The sequence below is a fragment of the Tsukamurella pseudospumae genome (assembly GCF_001575195.1).
GTDB classification, from domain to species: domain Bacteria; phylum Actinomycetota; class Actinomycetes; order Mycobacteriales; family Mycobacteriaceae; genus Tsukamurella; species Tsukamurella pseudospumae.
This window is the reverse complement of sequence record NZ_LSRF01000009.1, coordinates 35,908-51,437: the sequence shown is the minus strand read 5'-3', so window position 1 is coordinate 51,437 and position 15,530 is coordinate 35,908. Positions and strand designations below refer to the sequence as shown.

Annotated in this window: 20 protein-coding genes and 1 tRNA gene; 13 read left to right on the top strand and 8 right to left on the bottom strand. The window is 67.8% G+C overall.

Features of this window, described 5'->3' with window-relative positions; genetic code table 11:
* Positions 1–73 precede the first annotated feature (73 nt).
* Positions 74–1,339 carry an FHA domain-containing protein gene (locus AXK60_RS07105; RefSeq protein ID WP_068570376.1) on the bottom strand — a complete coding sequence of 422 codons (1,266 nt, stop codon included), beginning with the start codon at positions 1,337–1,339 and terminating at the stop codon, positions 74–76.
* 211 nt (positions 1,340–1,550) lie between these two features.
* Here AXK60_RS07105 and AXK60_RS07100 point away from each other — a divergent pair.
* Positions 1,551–1,636 (top strand) — tRNA-Leu (locus AXK60_RS07100).
* 36 nt (positions 1,637–1,672) lie between these two features.
* Here the strand turns inward: AXK60_RS07100 and AXK60_RS07095 are convergent.
* Positions 1,673–2,827: a site-specific integrase gene (locus tag AXK60_RS07095; protein ID WP_068570375.1), complete on the bottom strand. Its 1,155-nt coding sequence runs from the start codon at positions 2,825–2,827 to the stop codon at positions 1,673–1,675.
* Positions 2,828–2,829: 2 nt separating this feature from the next.
* Positions 2,830–3,381: a helix-turn-helix domain-containing protein gene (locus AXK60_RS07090; protein ID WP_068570374.1), complete on the bottom strand. Its 552-nt coding sequence runs from the start codon at positions 3,379–3,381 to the stop codon at positions 2,830–2,832.
* A gap of 135 nt (positions 3,382–3,516) precedes the next feature.
* Here AXK60_RS07090 and AXK60_RS07085 point away from each other — a divergent pair, with 135 nt between their 5' ends.
* From AXK60_RS07085 to AXK60_RS07045, 11 genes are all read left to right on the top strand, one after another.
* Positions 3,517–3,705, top strand: coding sequence for a helix-turn-helix transcriptional regulator (locus AXK60_RS07085; RefSeq protein ID WP_068570373.1), 189 nt, complete (start codon positions 3,517–3,519; stop codon positions 3,703–3,705).
* A 136-nt stretch (positions 3,706–3,841) separates the two neighbouring features.
* Positions 3,842–5,182, top strand: a complete 1,341-nt coding sequence (locus AXK60_RS07080; RefSeq protein WP_068570372.1) for a hypothetical protein — start codon at positions 3,842–3,844, stop codon at positions 5,180–5,182.
* A gap of 138 nt (positions 5,183–5,320) precedes the next feature.
* Complete coding sequence (locus AXK60_RS07075) at positions 5,321–5,689, top strand: hypothetical protein (RefSeq protein ID WP_068570371.1); 369 nt, start codon at positions 5,321–5,323, stop codon at positions 5,687–5,689.
* A gap of 43 nt (positions 5,690–5,732) precedes the next feature.
* Positions 5,733–6,185, top strand: a complete 453-nt coding sequence (locus AXK60_RS07070) for a hypothetical protein (RefSeq protein WP_139057799.1) — start codon at positions 5,733–5,735, stop codon at positions 6,183–6,185.
* 129 nt (positions 6,186–6,314) lie between these two features.
* On the top strand, positions 6,315–6,620 hold the full coding sequence (locus AXK60_RS26235; protein WP_139057798.1) for a hypothetical protein: 306 nt from the start codon (positions 6,315–6,317) through the stop codon (positions 6,618–6,620).
* On the top strand, positions 6,617–6,811 hold the full coding sequence (locus AXK60_RS07065; RefSeq protein ID WP_068570369.1) for a hypothetical protein: 195 nt from the start codon (positions 6,617–6,619) through the stop codon (positions 6,809–6,811). Before AXK60_RS26235 ends, AXK60_RS07065 begins: the two co-directional genes overlap by 4 nt.
* Positions 6,808–7,134 carry a hypothetical protein gene (locus AXK60_RS07060; RefSeq protein ID WP_068570368.1) on the top strand — a complete coding sequence of 109 codons (327 nt, stop codon included), beginning with the start codon at positions 6,808–6,810 and terminating at the stop codon, positions 7,132–7,134. Before AXK60_RS07065 ends, AXK60_RS07060 begins: the two co-directional genes overlap by 4 nt.
* A 63-nt stretch (positions 7,135–7,197) precedes the next feature.
* Positions 7,198–7,446, top strand: coding sequence for a hypothetical protein (locus AXK60_RS07055; protein WP_068570367.1), 249 nt, complete (start codon positions 7,198–7,200; stop codon positions 7,444–7,446).
* 111 nt (positions 7,447–7,557) lie between these two features.
* Complete coding sequence (locus AXK60_RS07050) at positions 7,558–7,803, top strand: hypothetical protein (RefSeq protein WP_068570366.1); 246 nt, start codon at positions 7,558–7,560, stop codon at positions 7,801–7,803.
* Positions 7,804–7,912: 109 nt separating this feature from the next.
* A complete protein-coding gene (locus tag AXK60_RS26230) occupies positions 7,913–9,253 on the top strand; it encodes a hypothetical protein (protein ID WP_139057797.1) in 1,341 nt (446 codons plus the stop codon).
* 26 nt (positions 9,254–9,279) lie between these two features.
* Positions 9,280–9,666: a hypothetical protein gene (locus AXK60_RS07045; RefSeq protein WP_068570365.1), complete on the top strand. Its 387-nt coding sequence runs from the start codon at positions 9,280–9,282 to the stop codon at positions 9,664–9,666.
* A gap of 65 nt (positions 9,667–9,731) precedes the next feature.
* On the opposite strand, the gene AXK60_RS07040 is transcribed toward AXK60_RS07045, so the two are convergent.
* Complete coding sequence (locus AXK60_RS07040; RefSeq protein WP_139057796.1) at positions 9,732–10,532, bottom strand: hypothetical protein; 801 nt, start codon at positions 10,530–10,532, stop codon at positions 9,732–9,734.
* A 584-nt stretch (positions 10,533–11,116) separates the two neighbouring features.
* Between AXK60_RS07040 and AXK60_RS07035 the strand changes: the two genes are divergently transcribed.
* Positions 11,117–11,578 carry a DUF7832 domain-containing protein gene (locus AXK60_RS07035; protein WP_068570363.1) on the top strand — a complete coding sequence of 154 codons (462 nt, stop codon included), beginning with the start codon at positions 11,117–11,119 and terminating at the stop codon, positions 11,576–11,578.
* Positions 11,579–11,684: 106 nt separating this feature from the next.
* On the opposite strand, the gene AXK60_RS07030 is transcribed toward AXK60_RS07035, so the two are convergent.
* Genes AXK60_RS07030 through AXK60_RS07015 form a run of 4 tightly spaced genes read right to left on the bottom strand, consistent with a single transcriptional unit; the run spans position 11,685 to position 15,522 of the window.
* On the bottom strand, positions 11,685–12,779 hold the full coding sequence (locus tag AXK60_RS07030) for a hypothetical protein (RefSeq protein ID WP_068570362.1): 1,095 nt from the start codon (positions 12,777–12,779) through the stop codon (positions 11,685–11,687).
* Positions 12,780–12,783: 4 nt separating this feature from the next.
* A complete protein-coding gene (locus tag AXK60_RS07025) occupies positions 12,784–13,512 on the bottom strand; it encodes a hypothetical protein (protein ID WP_068570361.1) in 729 nt (242 codons plus the stop codon).
* A 1-nt stretch (position 13,513) separates the two neighbouring features.
* Positions 13,514–13,822 (bottom strand): MerR family transcriptional regulator, encoded by a 309-nt coding sequence (locus AXK60_RS07020; RefSeq protein WP_068570360.1) that lies wholly within the window; start codon positions 13,820–13,822, stop codon positions 13,514–13,516.
* Between the two features lie 2 nt (positions 13,823–13,824).
* Positions 13,825–15,522, bottom strand: coding sequence for an AAA family ATPase (locus AXK60_RS07015; protein WP_068570359.1), 1,698 nt, complete (start codon positions 15,520–15,522; stop codon positions 13,825–13,827).
* Positions 15,523–15,530 lie beyond the last annotated feature (8 nt).

Below are 15,530 nucleotides of genomic sequence, written 5' to 3'. Positions count from 1 at the left end.
CGACGCACACGCGCTCGGCGCCCGGTGGCCGGGCGCTTGTTGCGGGCGTACTTCCGCCGCCCCCACGTGAAATCTACTGGAAGCGGACCACGATGTCGGAGTGGCCGACGCGGATGCGGTCACCGTCGGCGAGCTCCCAGTTGGAGACGGGCACGTCGTTGACCGAGGTCCCGTTGGTGGAGCCGAGGTCGTTGAGGACGGCGGCGTAGCCGTCCCAGCGGATCTCGACGTGCCGCCGGGAGACGCCCGTGTCGGGGAGACGGAACTGGGCGTCCTGGCCGCGGCCGATGACGTTCGTGCCCTCGCGGAGTGCGAAGGTGCGGTTGGAGCCGTCCTCGAGGTACAGCGTCACGGCCTGCGCCTGGTAGCCGCCCTGCGGCTGCGCGTAGCCCTGGTCGTAGGCGGGCTGCTGGCCGTAGTTCTGGTCGTACCCCGGCTGGGCCGGCTGGGCGTAGCCCTGGTCGTAGCCCTGCTGCTGGTAGCCCTGGTCGTAGGCCGGCTGCTGGTAGTTCTGCTGGCCGTAGTTCTGGTCGTAGGCGGGCTGCTGGGCGTAGTTCTGGTCGTAGCCACCCTGCTGCTGGTAGCCGCCCTGGTCGTAGCCCTGCTGGCCCTGCTGCTGGTAGCCCTGGTCGTAGGCCGGCTGCTGGTAGTTCTGCTGGCCGTAGTTCTGGTCGTAGCCACCCTGCTGCTGGTAGCCGCCCTGGTCGTAGCCCTGCTGGCCCTGCTGCTGGTAGCCCTGGTCGTACGCGGGCTGCTGGTAGTTCTGCTGGCTGTAGTTCTGGTCGTACCCGGGCTGCTGGCCGTAGCCCTGCTGCTGGTCGTACCCCGGCTGTTGCTGCTGCTGCTGGTAGCCGCCCTGGTCGTACTGGCCGCCGTGCCGTCCCTGGTCGTATCCGGGGTTGTTGCTCATCGAATCGGCTCCTGATTCTGCAGGTGGTCGCTGGGGTACAAGGTTCTGGGGAACTGCGTCCGGGTCCACGGTGCCGCGGGCCCGGAACTGGCCGGTGTGCAGACCAGGTGACTGTTCGAAATGGACGACCACGTCACCATAAGTCTGCCAGCCGTTGTCATGGATGTATTCGTCGAGGTGCTTCGAGAAGGCACGGATCGCGAGTTCGCGGTCCGCCTCGAAGGTCTCCTGGTCGGTGGGGGAGACGGCGATGACGTACTTATTGGGTACCAGGTACGCCCCGTCTCCCAGTGTCTGCAGCTGATCCTCAGCCTCGCGCTGGAGTGCGGCCTCCACTTCCTGGGGGACCACCTTGCCGCCGAACACGCGGGCGAAGCCGTCACCGACCGCTCCCTCGAGCTTGCGCTCGAACCGTTGCAGGATTCCCATGGAACGACTTCCCCCTTCCTCAGCGTGTCGAGATGCATGTCCTGACCAATGATGATAGCCGCGATCGAGGCACGACGAGGTCAGCGTAACCCCATTCGTCTCAACTGTCCCTTTGGTAGCACGTACGACGGTGCCCGGGCAAGGTCCGCGCCCAGGTAGCGGTCCGATTTCGCGGAGTCCGGCGGATCGTGTTAATGTTCTCGGGTCGCTCGGGCGAGTGGCGGAATGGCAGACGCGCTGGCTTCAGGTGCCAGTGTCCTTAGGGACGTGGGGGTTCAAGTCCCCCTTCGCCCACCAGAATCAGGCTCCTATCCTTCCAGGTAGGAGCCTTTTTCATGCCCACGTGGAATCGACCTGGGCACCTGGCGGGCACACTTTGGGCACAATCGCCCGAGCTGTGTAGTTCGACTGCAACTGGTCCGCGAGCAGGTCCAGGTCGGAATCGAAGAGGTCCGCGTAGACCCGAAGTGTTACAGAGGCGTCCTTATGCCCGAGCATCCGAGCGAGCGCGAGAACATTGCCGCCCGCTGAGACGGTGAGCGATGCGCAGGTGTGTCGTAGAGCGTGCGGGGTGATCGCCGCGTCGATGCCCGAGCGCACCACGGCGCGATGGAACCACCCACGCGGAGCCTTTTGCTGAGCGCGGTACGTTCCCTCGTCATTGGGGAACAGGAGTTCGTCGCGGTCCCTGCCCTCACATTGCTGAGCCAGCATGTCGAGCACGAACGGGGCAACAGGAACGGATCGGTTCTCGCGACCTTTGGTGTCCTCGACCTCAACCTTGTTCGCTACCCACACAGCGTTACGGTGAACGTCCAGCCGCCTGCGCAGGAAATCCACGTCGCGGGGGCGAAGCGCGATCAGCTCGCCCCAGCGGAGACCACACAGGGCGAGGACGTAGACAATGCGGGCGTTGTCGGGGGTCAGACAAGCTGCGGCGAGCGCGTCGACGTCATCAAACCCCAGGTAGACGTGCTTCTTCGGGGACCGTTTCGGCATCCGTTCCAGACCACGCGCGGGGTTGGATGCGATGCGCTTGCTCTTCACCGCGTCGTCGAGAATGCCCTGCAAGATGCCGACAGCGCGCTTGGTGACCGAACCGCTCCTTCGCGAACCCAGCTCCGCGACCCACTGCTCCACGCCGAGCTGATCGACCCTCGCCACGGGCGTGTCCCCCCACTTCGGAAGCACGTGCGTGCGCATTGCTACATCCAGTGAGTAACCCCAGCTCCGAGAGACCTTCGCCTGCTTTCGCTCCAACCACGCGGGAGCCAGGGCGGCAACGGTCACGGTACCGAGCGATGGCTGAACGTACGTGCCAGTGTTCTTCGCGACTTCGACGGTCGCGGCGAACAGCTCCGCTTCGCGTTTGGTGGTGAACCCGCGCTTCTTGGTCTGCCGTCCATTCGGCATTCGATAGCGCACCATGTAGCGGGTACGGCGAGACGGAGGCCCGCTGGTGATCTCGTAGGGCTCGATGGTCGCCATGCTCACATCTCCGTATCCGCGCGGTGCTGCTCCCAGCGGGGAAGTGCCTCGCGGAGTTCCTCGATCACGCCGCGCATGACTCGCCCCCGCTTCTGGGGCGTTGCGTCAGCGCCTGCCCGCTCGTCACGTTCGACGGATGCGGTGTGCCCGTACACGTAGTCGGTGAGCATCGCGAAGTGATCAGCGTCGAGACCTAGGTCGAGAGCGGCTTTGTCGTCAGCGCGAGTCCAGTCCAGGGATTCGGTGACTGGTCGCGCGTTTACGAGTAGCGGAGGAGTCATCGGCTTGCCCGATACCGCGTCGGTGAGATCGCCGTCGGGTAGCAACACGGAGACGGGGAGCGGACCGTGGAAGGAGGCTAGGGCGCGCGCGACAGCGATGAGCACGGTCAGGTCAGGAGTGATGTTGCCAGCTTCGACCTGACGTACGCGCGCTTGTGTCCAGCTCACGCCGTGCAGCGACACCGCGCGGGCGAGGCGGTCTTGCGTCCACCCCGCCTGCTCGCGCAACCCCCGTATGCGGTGCCCAATGGCAATCCCTACGCCCTCACTCATGTGCACAGAGATTACTTAACATACTCGGTGTTGACAAGTGCCGCGAGGACTGGTCTACTGGTTACAGCGAGTAGGAAACCTGCTCACACAGATCGTTCACAGAGAGTAGGGAAGCTACTCGCAGAGGAGGCAGAAATGAGCGACAAGCTCCTGACCCCCGCCGAGGTGGGGGAGCGGACGGGCTACACGCCTGGCGGGCTCGCCGTGATGCGGCACCGCAAGGAGGGTCCGCCTTTCGTCCAGCACCGTCCGCGCGGACGGGTGATGTACCGCGAGGAGGACGTGGACGCCTGGATCGCAGCAGCAGTCAAAACCCCCGCCTAGTCACTTCCACCCCGCCTCTGTCATCGGACGGGCACGGTTTCGCGACCCAGCGTAGGCACTTAGAGCGATAGCACATGCACGACAGCACATTTCACATACCGCTCCACCGACGGGGCACAAACTTTAGGAGGACGCCATGAGCTTCACCCCATCCGACGACCGCACGCTTGTCGAGGTCATTCACGAGTCCGACGACACCCTCTACCCGCTGCATGAGCAGTACGAGGGGCAGCACGAGCCGCAGCCCGCATACATCGAGCTACAGCTCGGAACGGGGCGACTCGGAACATACGTCAACCCGCACATCGGCGGGAGCGAGCCGCGCCACCATCACGGCGAGGATCGCCTGTACGAGGTCGAGAACACGAAGATGTCCTCGCAGGCTGTCAACGCCCTGCTCGACGAGCTGATCCCGCTAGCACAGCGGGTGCTCGACGGGGCGGACACGGGCATCAACTACCTGAGCGGCAACCGCTACGCGACGCTCGACGCGGACGCGGAGGAAGCCGAAGAGCAGATCGCCGAGGCGATCCGCAAGTTCCGCTACGAGGGACCTGGCGTGACCGACGAGCAGCGTGCGCGCCTCGTGGATAGCTACACCGAGCAGGTCGCCCGCGACCTATCTACGGAGTGGGGTTCGCGCTTGGTGGACGCCGACTATGACTTCACGCCGTTCGCACGGGGAGTCGCAGAGGGATTCGTCGACCAGCTCATCGCATGCGACGAAGCGCCGTACCCGCTGCCCACCTTCGACTGGGACTTGGGCGGCACGACCTGGGACGAGTTCACCCACGCCGTCGAGAGCGGCGACGTGCCCGCGCCTCAGGGATTCGGTCTCAAGGCCCGCGTCGCACGACTGCTCGGCGATGCACCCGCTTTCACCCGCACATACGGCAATCCCGAGGTTAAGGCGTGGGTCGACGAGGACAACTCCATCGTCGAGGTCCGCGCCGAGCGCCTCATCGCCTGCTCGCGATGCGGCCAGTCTGTACGGGTGAGCGGTCGCGTCGCTGAATTCGACCAGGCAGGCACCGAAGCGGGAGGGTTCGACCACCAGCATGGATGTGGCGCGTGGACCGAACCGACCTCGGCGGTCCTCCGTGTCACGAGCGGCACCAGTGACGACGAGTTGGCAGACCTCATCACCGATGTGATCAACGCCGATGACGCAGACCAGGGTGAGCGTGAGGACGCAGCCCGTGACCGTGAGGCGGCGGCGAACGTCGCGCTCACCGAGGCCGCCGAAGCCCTGCGGGAGGCGCGGGATGCCCGCGACGAGGCAGAGTCCGCTGTCGAGACCGCGCAGGACGACCTCGACGAGGCACAGGACGCGGGTCGCGACACCTCGGACGCCGAAGTCGCCATCACCGCAGCGCGAGTTGCCCTCGCCGAGGCAGAGTCCGCCGTCGAGGCCGCGAATGAGGCCGTGCAGGAGGCGTCGGGCGAGCTGGCCGACGCCGAAGCGGGCTTGTACTAGCCGCTCAAGGTAGCCCCTGTTTCCGACATAGGTCGGGCGCGGTTCGAGACCGAGCAGGGGCACGTCAGTCATCAGAGTCCCGAAGACGGGACATGACAGACCCGCCGCATGTGCGTGGCGGAGAACAGAGGAGAACACATGGCTGAGGTCCTGGTACGTGCAGAGGCGCTGGATGTGTCCGCGAGCGCGGATTTGCTCGCTGCGCAGGAGGGGTGGGATCACCGACTCGCCGTCGGTATCGACGGAGCCCCCGTCCTGATCACCCCCGAGGGCGAGGTGCTCGACCGCCTCGCCGACCCCACCGAGTCCCTCCGACACGGCGAAGTCACCCCGCTCACGTGGGCGGGCGTCGAGCAGATCGTCACCGAGGCGGTCGTGGAGTCCGCCCTGCACCGCGAGGCGGAGGTGGTCATTGGTGGGAAGGTCGCAGGAGCCGCGTACGTCCTCACCCTCCACACGTCCACCACGCTGCTCCGCGCGCTGCGCTCGCGCAGCGGACAGCTCTGATCATCAAGCCGGAAACGGCAGCCCCTGCCCGCAGATCGCGGGTGTGAGCACGGTTCAGACCGTACAGGGGCACGTAAGAACCGCACCATCAACTGATGTCATCTACAGAGAGAAGATCATGGCTACAACCGAATTGGCGGCGCTCGACGACGTGCCATATCCGTGGCACGGCTACACCGAGTACACCTGCGAGTACATAGAGCGGATGTACCTCCTCCCCGAGGGCACGGTCGACCCTGCCGACATTGATCGGCTGGTGGACTTCATCTCCGCTGCGACGATTGGACACCCCTATATCGAGGGAGTGGTTCCGAACCACATCTCGTTGGTGGCCCACACGATCATGGTCCTCTTCCCCAACGGTCCAACTAACGGACTGGCTATCGCCAATCTGGTTTACCTGCTACTGGATTGGTGCCCTGCGTCGCGGGCAATGGTTCAGCGGGCGATAGCTACCGCGAGTCGTCGCGCACCCAGTCGAGTGTGGCGTCGGTGAATCGCTACCGCATTACGGAGGGGCTTCGCGCCCCAGCACATGACGAAGGCGACGGACTCCTACACCCGCCGCCTCCGATGAACACATCAGATCAGCCGTCTAAACCAATCGAATCGAGCGTACCCGATCATGACTCAATACCCCTGGGATGCACCGTCCCCCACCACCCCCTTCCCCCGCCCGTGGAGCAAGACCGAGACCCCGCTCACGTCCGTGCCCGTGCACACTGGCCCGCCGCCAGGATGGCCCGCGACCGCGCCCAAGCCCGATCCTGCGACCCGCTTCCCGTGGGTGACCGACGGCAGGGCGACGCAGAGCCGCCCTGCCGTCCGCACCCCCGACGACGTGATCCGCACGTACGCGACCTGGTGGTATCGCGCGAGCGCGTTCAAGGCCGCGAGCATCCGTGCCGCGATGGGGGTGAAGGTCGCATGACCGCCACCACGACCCTGACCACCAGCCAGCAGGTTGCCCTCGACGCGCTCCGCTGGGCTGAGATGCGAGTGGAATCCACGTCGCATCCGAGCCGCTGGCTGGACAACTCCTACGGCGAGGACACCCGCGCTCTCACCCGTGCCCGCGAGCAGGCGCGGCGCGCGTTCCCGCAGGGGGTGCCAGACCTATGAGCACCGTCAGCGACTCGCTGCACGACTACTGCACAGCCGCCGAATTGGTCCTCGCCGAGAGCCGCCACGATGCGCTCCGCGCCGCTGCACTGCGGCACCAGCGCCGCGTGGATCGCGCCCGCGCGGCCCTGGCCCGTGCAGAGGGACACGTGGTGGTCACCAGCGCTGCGCGCGCCGATGCCCACCGTGCCGTGGGGCGGGCGATGCTGCGGGCACACGATGCGGACAAGGCATGTGCACGGGCGCGGCTCGCGGTGCAGGAGGCGAGCGCCGCCCTGCGCGCGGTCGAGGCGGAGGAGGTGCACCTGCCCGAGGAGCACTGACCGAGACCGAGACCGAGAACAGAAACCCCGCCCCGATCACGGGGCAGAACAGGAACAGAGAACATGGCCGAGACCGCCACCACCACCCTCGTTGATCCCGACGGCCCGCTCATCTGGACGGCGGAGCCCGCCGTTGTGTACGGGCACCGTCACATGGGCATCGCCGTCGGGCACGGCGACGGAACGCCCGCTGACGCGATCACCGTCGCGATGGGCGATAAGCCTGTGACGCTCAGCCCACGCAGCGCTGTGCAGCTTGCCGCCGTACTCACCGAGCTGGCGGCGGGATCACTCGCCGACGCCGAGAGCTGACTCGCTGCCTCGCCCCCTGCCCGTGCACGCGGTCAGGGGGCGGGGTTGGGAGCCAGACCATCACAGCCCCTGACCGAGACCGAGCATCACCGAGAGAACAGGAACACCGACATGACCGACTTCATCACCCCCGCCGACAGCGACCTCACCGCCGTGATCCATAACGTGCTCCGCAGCGCGCGGCGCACCCTCGCGGACGCCGACCTCGCCCGCGACATCGAGACCGCTGTGCGCGAGCACCTCGCCGTCGAATGCCGCGACGGGTACACCGTCGCGCCCGACGTGACCGCCACGCCGACCGAGCGTGGGGCATGGGCCGTGGCCGTGGACGGGGAGCAGATCGAGGCCGTGGCGTAGGTCGCGCGCAGGGTGTGCGCGCGGGAACGATTGAACGACAACAGCTACAGGATTCAGAGGAGGTAGAGGAATGGCAGGCACAGGAGACCCGAGCGAGAACGTAGCGGAGGTGACGCTCGTGGACGCGAGCGAGGTCGCGTCATCGTGGCGCGGCGTTGGCACAGCGTTGGACGGGATCGGGCACCAGATCGCAGCGCTCAAAGCGACGGGCGTGAGCTTTCCGGAAAAGGTCACGTCAGCGATGTTCGGTATCGGACAAGGGTGCACATCTCTCGGGGCTCAATGGACGACCGCTGCGGGCGACGTACAAAACCAGCACGATTCGGTGGACACCCCGAAGGCGGCGGATTACAAGCGCACTACCGCCGAGGTGCAGCAGGCGAAGACGGCCACGGCACAGGGACTGATGATCGCCGCGATGGGTGGAAGCCCTTCCTACGCAGAGTCCGCCGCCGCGAATCTCGCGACGAAGCGGGCGGCTCGTCAGCAGGTCTTGGACACCGCCGTGTCGGAGACGGCTACCCGCATCCAACCGCTCCCAGGCCACGCCCGCCTCGCGGGTGAAGCCGTGCAGACGGCTCGCGGCACGCTCGTCACGCAGTCGGGCGGGCAGGCGATGCCCGACGATGTACAGCAGATCGTGCCGCCGAAGTCGGGGCCGACAGGCAACCCATCTGGCGGTCCGAATGCCAAGCCGTCGAACAACAACCCATCGCCGAGCAAGCCGTCGGACACGAAGCCGACCGACGAGAAGAACGCGGTGGACGACAAGGGCGCAGGCGGCGATCCCACGGGCACGAAGCCGCAGCAGGGGCAGCAGCCCTCGGCGCAGCAGAGCCCGCAGCAGGGGCAACCCCAGGGCGGACAGCCTCAGCAGGGAGCGGGTGCACAGCCTGCGGGCGCAGCTCCGACGAGCAATGCAGCTCAGCGTGCACCTGGTGCACTGCCTGTTTCGACGCCGACGCCCGCGCGGCTGTCCGACATCACGGGCAAGGGCAACAGCCCGAGCGTGCGTCCGAGCACTCCGCCTCCAACGCCGAGCACTCCCGCGCAGCGGGCTGGACTCGACGGTCGCACGAGCCCGCTCGGGTCGGGCACGAACGCCACTGGGGCGGGCTCGGGCGCGAACACGCCTCCGTCCGCGAACAAGAACGGCAGCGGTTCGGGAGCTGGCGGTGGTTCGGGATCGAGCAGCTCAGGCACGGGCGCTCGTCCGATGGGCGGCATGATGGGCGGCGGTCACGGCGCGGGTGGCGCTGGCGCTCAAGCCCGCCCGAAGGGCGAGGTCAAGGCGGACCCGTCCGACAAGAAGTTGAGGGGCGAAGACGTAGCTGAGCAGGCGCTCGGCGGAATCGTCAAGGACGGAGACACAGGTGCGCCGATCCCGCCTGCCGCGCCAGGGGCAAACGGGGGCGCACCGACACCGCCCCCGCCCCCGACGAAGCCGTAGACCGAAACACGAGATAGGAGAACAACATGGGCAGCGTTTCCATCGCGGACCTCGACCAGCTCGACAGCATCGCCGACCAGGCGATGCAGATTCATCCCACCCTCGAAGCCCTCGCGAGCGGGCAGGACATCACGGGGACGGCGAACTGCCGCTGGGGCAGCAACGCCGCGAACGCGTACATCGGTTTCAACGCGGCGGCGAAGAAGGCGACGAAAGACCTCGCGGCGTTGATCCCCGAGCAGGTCGCGGTGATCCGCGCGTACACGAAACGCGAGCGCGAGCTACAGCAGAAGACCAAGCGCGAGTCCGATCAGCTCGGGCAGGCGATCCCGCAGATGCCGAAAGTGGAGCCGTCCAAGCCGACCACCATCGCGGGTGGAGCCGTGGAGCCCGACGGCACTGTGCACGTGTAGCTCCGTTCACAGAATTGCCCCCGAGCAGATAGCTCGGGGGCATTTCTGTTGGGCAGGAGGAGCCGCTACGTCGCGAGCTGCGCGCCCGATCCCAGCGCGGCGAGCACCTGCTGCATCTGACCGCTGTCGGTGACGTTGCTCTGCTGCGCGATGAGCCCGACGAGCGCGCCGTTCTGTGTGACAGGCGATCCCGCGTCCCCCGCGACGAGCTTCGGAGCCGCACCAGGACCGCGCCACGTGAGCGCGTTCGCGGAGATTCCCGCCCACTGCACGGAGCCGTGCGGGGTCAGCGCTGTCACGGCTCCCGACGAGGGCGCGGCGATGGAGCGCGCCTCCTGCGATCCCTTCACAGCGGGGTCGAGCTTCACGAGCGGGATGAACGCGTCGGCTGTCGTGCTCGCGCGCACGACCTTCTCGACGGTGCCGACCTTGTACCCATCAGCGGTTCGGACAACACCACCTGTGGACACCGCGCACTCAGCGCCTGACACCGCCCAGACCTGCCCGCTGGAATCGCGGAGGAATCCGCCGATGGCGCACACGCGGTCCTCACCGCTGCGAGGGAAGCGGACGACATCGCCCGCGCGGAGCTTGATCGTCGCTCCCTCAGTCGCGATTGTCGGACCTGTCGCGGTGCGGCACATCACGTCGTACGCGGTCGGGTTCGCCTTGCACGTCACCCCATCCAGCCCCGCCGCCTGGATCGCGGGCTGCGGGTGATCACCCGCCGTCGGAATAGATGTCGCCTCACCGCTCGTGGTGCTCGAACACCCCGCCGCCCCGACCGCGACCACCCCCGCGACCGCGAGCGCAGTGAGCCCGCGCGCAGCCCGTGAGCGCCGCACGCCTTGTCCTGTCCGATTCATGCTCATCTCCTCCTCCATATCGCCCACGCTATCGCCCCCACCAGGCACTTTGCTACCCGCGACACCCGCGCACGGCCAGAAACGGGACACAGCCGTGTGGCTGATCACCTTCCCGCACAGCTATCCGAGAGCCGCCCGAAGCAGCCATCCACCAGCCGATTCCGCCGTTCATGCCCGCGCTCGGATCACGAGCGTGGCAGGCGCGTGTACAGGGGGTGGAGCGCGGGTCGGATGAGCATGTGGATCACGCCTACGGATAGCGGGTCGGATAGATTTTGCTCGCCCGCGCACGTGTGCGAGCACGTGGAAACCGTGCAGGTGGGAGTGCCTATATGGAGGAGAACAGCACCTGTTTTCGGGCCGCTCGGCGGCGAGCTGGACGAAGGCGGTTCGGATAGCGGATGTGCGCGCTCATGCACACCGTCAGGGGCGGTGGTCGAGGGGCGCGGAGCCGTCCGCGTGCGCGCACCGCACAGAGTCGGGCGTCCAGGCCGTCCATCGCGGGCGTGATCCGAGGGGTGATCTGGGAGGGGCAACTGGGGAGACGCAAGCGTTTCGCAGTTGGGCGGAGACACCCTCAGTGTATGACGTATGACGATCAGAGTTGGCACCATGACAGCCTCGATGACGAGGGGATCGACGACCTTGATGCCGCGAGCATTCATATCGGGATGTTCTACGCATGGGCGTACTTCCGTGGGCTAGTGACGGAGGTGCGGACCATGCACAATCCTGACGGTCCGCCAGTTCTTCGTTCTGTGATGACGCACCACCTGCTCGCTGAGCGACAGATCACCCCAGGTGCTTACGTGGGGGAGTACTGCGCGGGAGAGTTGAACGCGTCCATGCTGACCGATGAAGGCAACGCATTTACGTTGGAGCGATACAGCAGCGAGCACCCTTGGTACTTACATGCGTATGAGGCACTCCCCGAGATTGCTGCGCTGCCAAGTATCTACCATGCCGAAGATTCCTGGGAGCTGTACGAGGTGGTGGCGGCGATGCTCGACTCAGAGTACGAACAATGGACGACCGCCCCACGCTGACTACGAAGAGGGGAGAGCTTGCGCGCGAACCTGATGCGCAGAAGATCAGAGCTCCGACCCCGCCCGTGTTCACGGGCGGGGGCTTGGACTGGGGCCGCTCGGCGGGTCAGCTCACGGCTGCGAGCTGACGTGCGGGAGCAGGTGCGGTGGCGGCGATGTGATCGCGGACCTTGCGCACCGTGGTGCGGTGCACGCCCGTCTCGCGCGCGATCACGGCGAGGGCGTCACCGCGTCCGAGGGCGGCGATTACGGCGGCGACATCACGCGCGCCCGCCTTGATCCCCGTGGCCGCGACGACAGCGCGGGCGTCGTCGAGGTCGCTGTGGGGGATGTCGGCGCTGGTGCTGACCGCGCTGTCGGCGGGCGGTGTCGGCGTCGGCGCAGGAGCTGTGTCGGCGACGGGCGCGGTGTTGCTGTCGCCCGTGCTGGCGTCCACGTCGGTGTCGTTGGGGGTGCTGTCGGCGGTGTCGTCCACCTGCGGCGACATGTCGCTGTCGGCGGTGTCGTCCACCTGCGGCGACAGGGCGACAGGCGGGGTGACGACAGGTGCGGGCGACACGGGCTCGGCGACAGATGTCGCCGTGGGCTGGACGACAGCGACAGGCTCGGGGGTGTCGGCGGTGATCACGGGGATGTCGCCCGTGGTGACTGTCGCCCACCGCGACGACGGGTCGAGCATCGGGTAGTCGGGTGTCGTCGCGGGCGTGGGCGACACCGCGCTCGGGGTGTCCCTGCTGTCGGTGTCGGCGGCGACCGACGACATGTGCGCGTCGTGCTGCGACGACAGCGCACGGTCCAAGAGGAAGATGGTGCTCGCGCCCGCCGCGAGGTCTAGGACGACAGGGAAAGCCACGGCGATGATGAGCGGCTGTCCCCACGAAATCATCAGCGACGAGATAGCCCAGACCGAGACCGCGAACGCGATCAGTGTGAGGACCACGACCGTCCAGTACGCCGAGCGGAACAGCCGCTGCGACGCTGCCCCACGGCGGGCTTCACGCCCGAGCAGCTCGATCAGCGCGGGCACTAGCAGCGGTGGGATCGCGGAGGCGACCATCATCTCGATGCGGTACGGAGCGGTCGGGGAGTGAGCCGACGCGGCGTGGAGGACGTTGAGCCAGGTGCTCAGCCCCATCGTGATCGCGAGGGTCCAGCGCAGGTAAGCGGGGGACGGCTGCCCCGCCGTGCGGTTCTTGCTCATGTCTTCACTCTCCGTCCTCGCGCGCGGGCGAGGGCTCGCGCACAGTCACGTCCCGCAGATGTGTCACAGCTGGGGTGGTCTGCTCGAAGTCCGCGAGCACGGGGAGCTGGGCGGCGGGGATCACGCCGACCCCGAGCATGTCCTCAGCCACGGCGCGGAGCCGGACGTAGAGGGACGCGCACATCCGCAGCGCACCCGCGCGACCCGCTGCGAGGTCGAGCAGCGCCCGCTCGGACTGCCGCACCATGTCCGCGAGCACCGCCGTGACGTGGAGCAGTGGACGGTGCTCACTACGCGGCGCGAGAGCCGACGCCAGCTCATGCACCGAAGCGCGGGCGTCGTCCGCGAGTAGCTCGCGCGCTTGTGGACCGAGCCGCTCGGCGTCGCCCGCGTCGGTGATCGCGCGCTCAGCGTGCAGGCTCTGCGTGATGGTGCGGCACAGGTACGGCAACCACGCCGCCCTCCACGAATCGTGCGCGGCCTGGTGCGCGGGAGCGGACAGCTCGGGGAGGGGGAGTATGTCCGACGCGGCTGCTGCGTCCAGCCAGCAGCTCGGGCAGGACATGTCCGCGCAGCGGGCCGTCGTGGGATCAGGAGTGCACGGGATCGGGGTGTCGAGCCGCTCGGCGCGACGGGCGTCCGCCCATGCGCGGCTGGCTGCGACCTGCTCGGGGGTCGGTCCAGGGCCTGCGAGCGCGGCGATCATCTGGGCCTGGGTGTCGGGTGTCGCCATGTCACAGCTCCTCGTTCATCGCAGCGTCGTCGTCGGCGGGTCCGACCAGCTCGCCGACGAGCACCCGCGTGCGCTCGCGGCCAGCGCGCGTGGTCGGGCGCTGCGCGCGGGCGGCGCGGGGAGCGCGTGGAGCGGGACGGGCGCGCAACCAGTCGGCGGCGATTTCGGGGAGGAAGCGCAACGCGGTTCCGCCGCCCGTGCCCACGACGGGCGTGAGCAGTCCCTCGCGCACATCTCTGTACACGGTCATGGTGGACACGCCGCCCATGCGCGCGAGCTGGCTCGTGGTCAGGTTGTCGTCGTGGCTCATGGTCACGCCGCCTTTCCGTTGTCGGTCGTGGTGCTGGGGGTGGTTGGGATGTGCAGGAGCTGCACCTGTGTGAGCGGCGTGCCGTCCGCCGTGGGGATCGCGGTGACGACCGCGCGCCCTTGCACGTGCACTGGGAGACGGCTGGGGTCGAGGTCCACGTCGTCCTGCCACGGGTACCCCTCGGGCAACGACATCTTCGCCGTGCTGGTCGTCTGGCGGAGAGCGATGAAGGTCGTGATGCTCTCCCGCAGATCGGTGTCCAAGACCTTGCTGCTCGGGCGCTGCGTAGTGAGGACCGTCCAGATGCCCAGCGAGCGTCCTGCCGTGATCAGCTCGTGGAGCAGAGTCGAGAGACGCTTCGCCTGCTTCCCCTCTGCACTTGCGGCGGTCCCGCTCAGCAGGCGGTGCACCTCGTCGAGCACCACGATCACGAGCGGGGCGCGGTCGGCGGGGGACACCGCCCAGTAGTTGCTCGACGCCCACGCGCGGCTCGCGCGGGTGCGCTCGTCGATCAATGCGTCGAGCGCGTCGGCGAGCTGCTCGCGGTCCTCGGTCGCGGACCCGATGATGTAGGTGCGCGCGCCCTCTCCGATGGGCTGCATATCGTCTGACGCCTTGCCGCTGACCACGACAAGCTCGGTGGGACGGCTCGCCGTGATGCTCTGTACCAGCCCGAGCACGGCGTCGGTCTTGCCCACGCCGCTGAGCCCTGAGATGAGCAGTGAGGACGAGTCGCGGAGCTGCATCCACGCCGCGCTTCCGTCCTCGCGCGCACCCACATACACGCGGTCGGGGCCAGTCGGCACGTCTGCGAGCGCCTGGGGGAGCGTGACAGAGGAGAAGGGATCACGGTCACCCGTGACCACGCGGACGCGCCCGTCCGCGAGATGGTCAACGACCACGCCCGCAGGGCTCACGCCGAGCGCGGCGGCGAGCACAGGGACACCCTTCGCCCAGTCGTCGGCCCCGACGCCTGTCGGCACGGCGGCGAACGTGAGCTGCAAGCCGCGCGGCCCGACGTGCACGCTCTGCAACGTGGGGAGAGCGCGGACACTCACACGCGCCGTGACATCGAAACCACGGCTGTCACTGACCTGCTCACTGTCCGTGCGCGCTAGCTTGGCGCTGTGCATCACAGCTTCGTACGCCCTTGGATCACGCAGCCGTGAGAGTGCCCCGACGTACTCCTGCACGTCCTCGCGCGGAGCCGCGCCAGCGGGTGCGGGCGCAGGGCGCAGACCCGTCACGAGCGCCAAGGGGTTCACGCGCGCCTTGGTCGGCGCGCCCGCGACGGTGCCCAGCTCGGGCACGAGCGCGACGCCGAGCGGGGGCAATCCATCGCCCGACGGAGCGCGGTGATGACCGATCATCCCGTGCCAGCCCGCTACGCCGCCGACTACCGTCTGCTCGCCCTCGCCAACCGTCGTGACGGTGATGACGGGCAGCGTGCTGAGGGTGAGGGACACCGCGTCACCGTCGGCATGAGGCAGGGTTTCGACCCGCAGCGTGCCCGTCAGGTCGAGGATCGCGTCGAGCGAGCGGGCGACTGCGCGCACACCAGCGGTGGTGTCCGCGACGGGGATGCGCACGTGCATCGTGGTGCCGTCGGTGCTCGTGGTCGGGGTCGCGGTCACGGTCGCGCCCGCCGCGTGCACGACGAGCCCGATGGACTCGGCTGGGGAGGGTGTGCTGGTGGCCATGGTCTAGC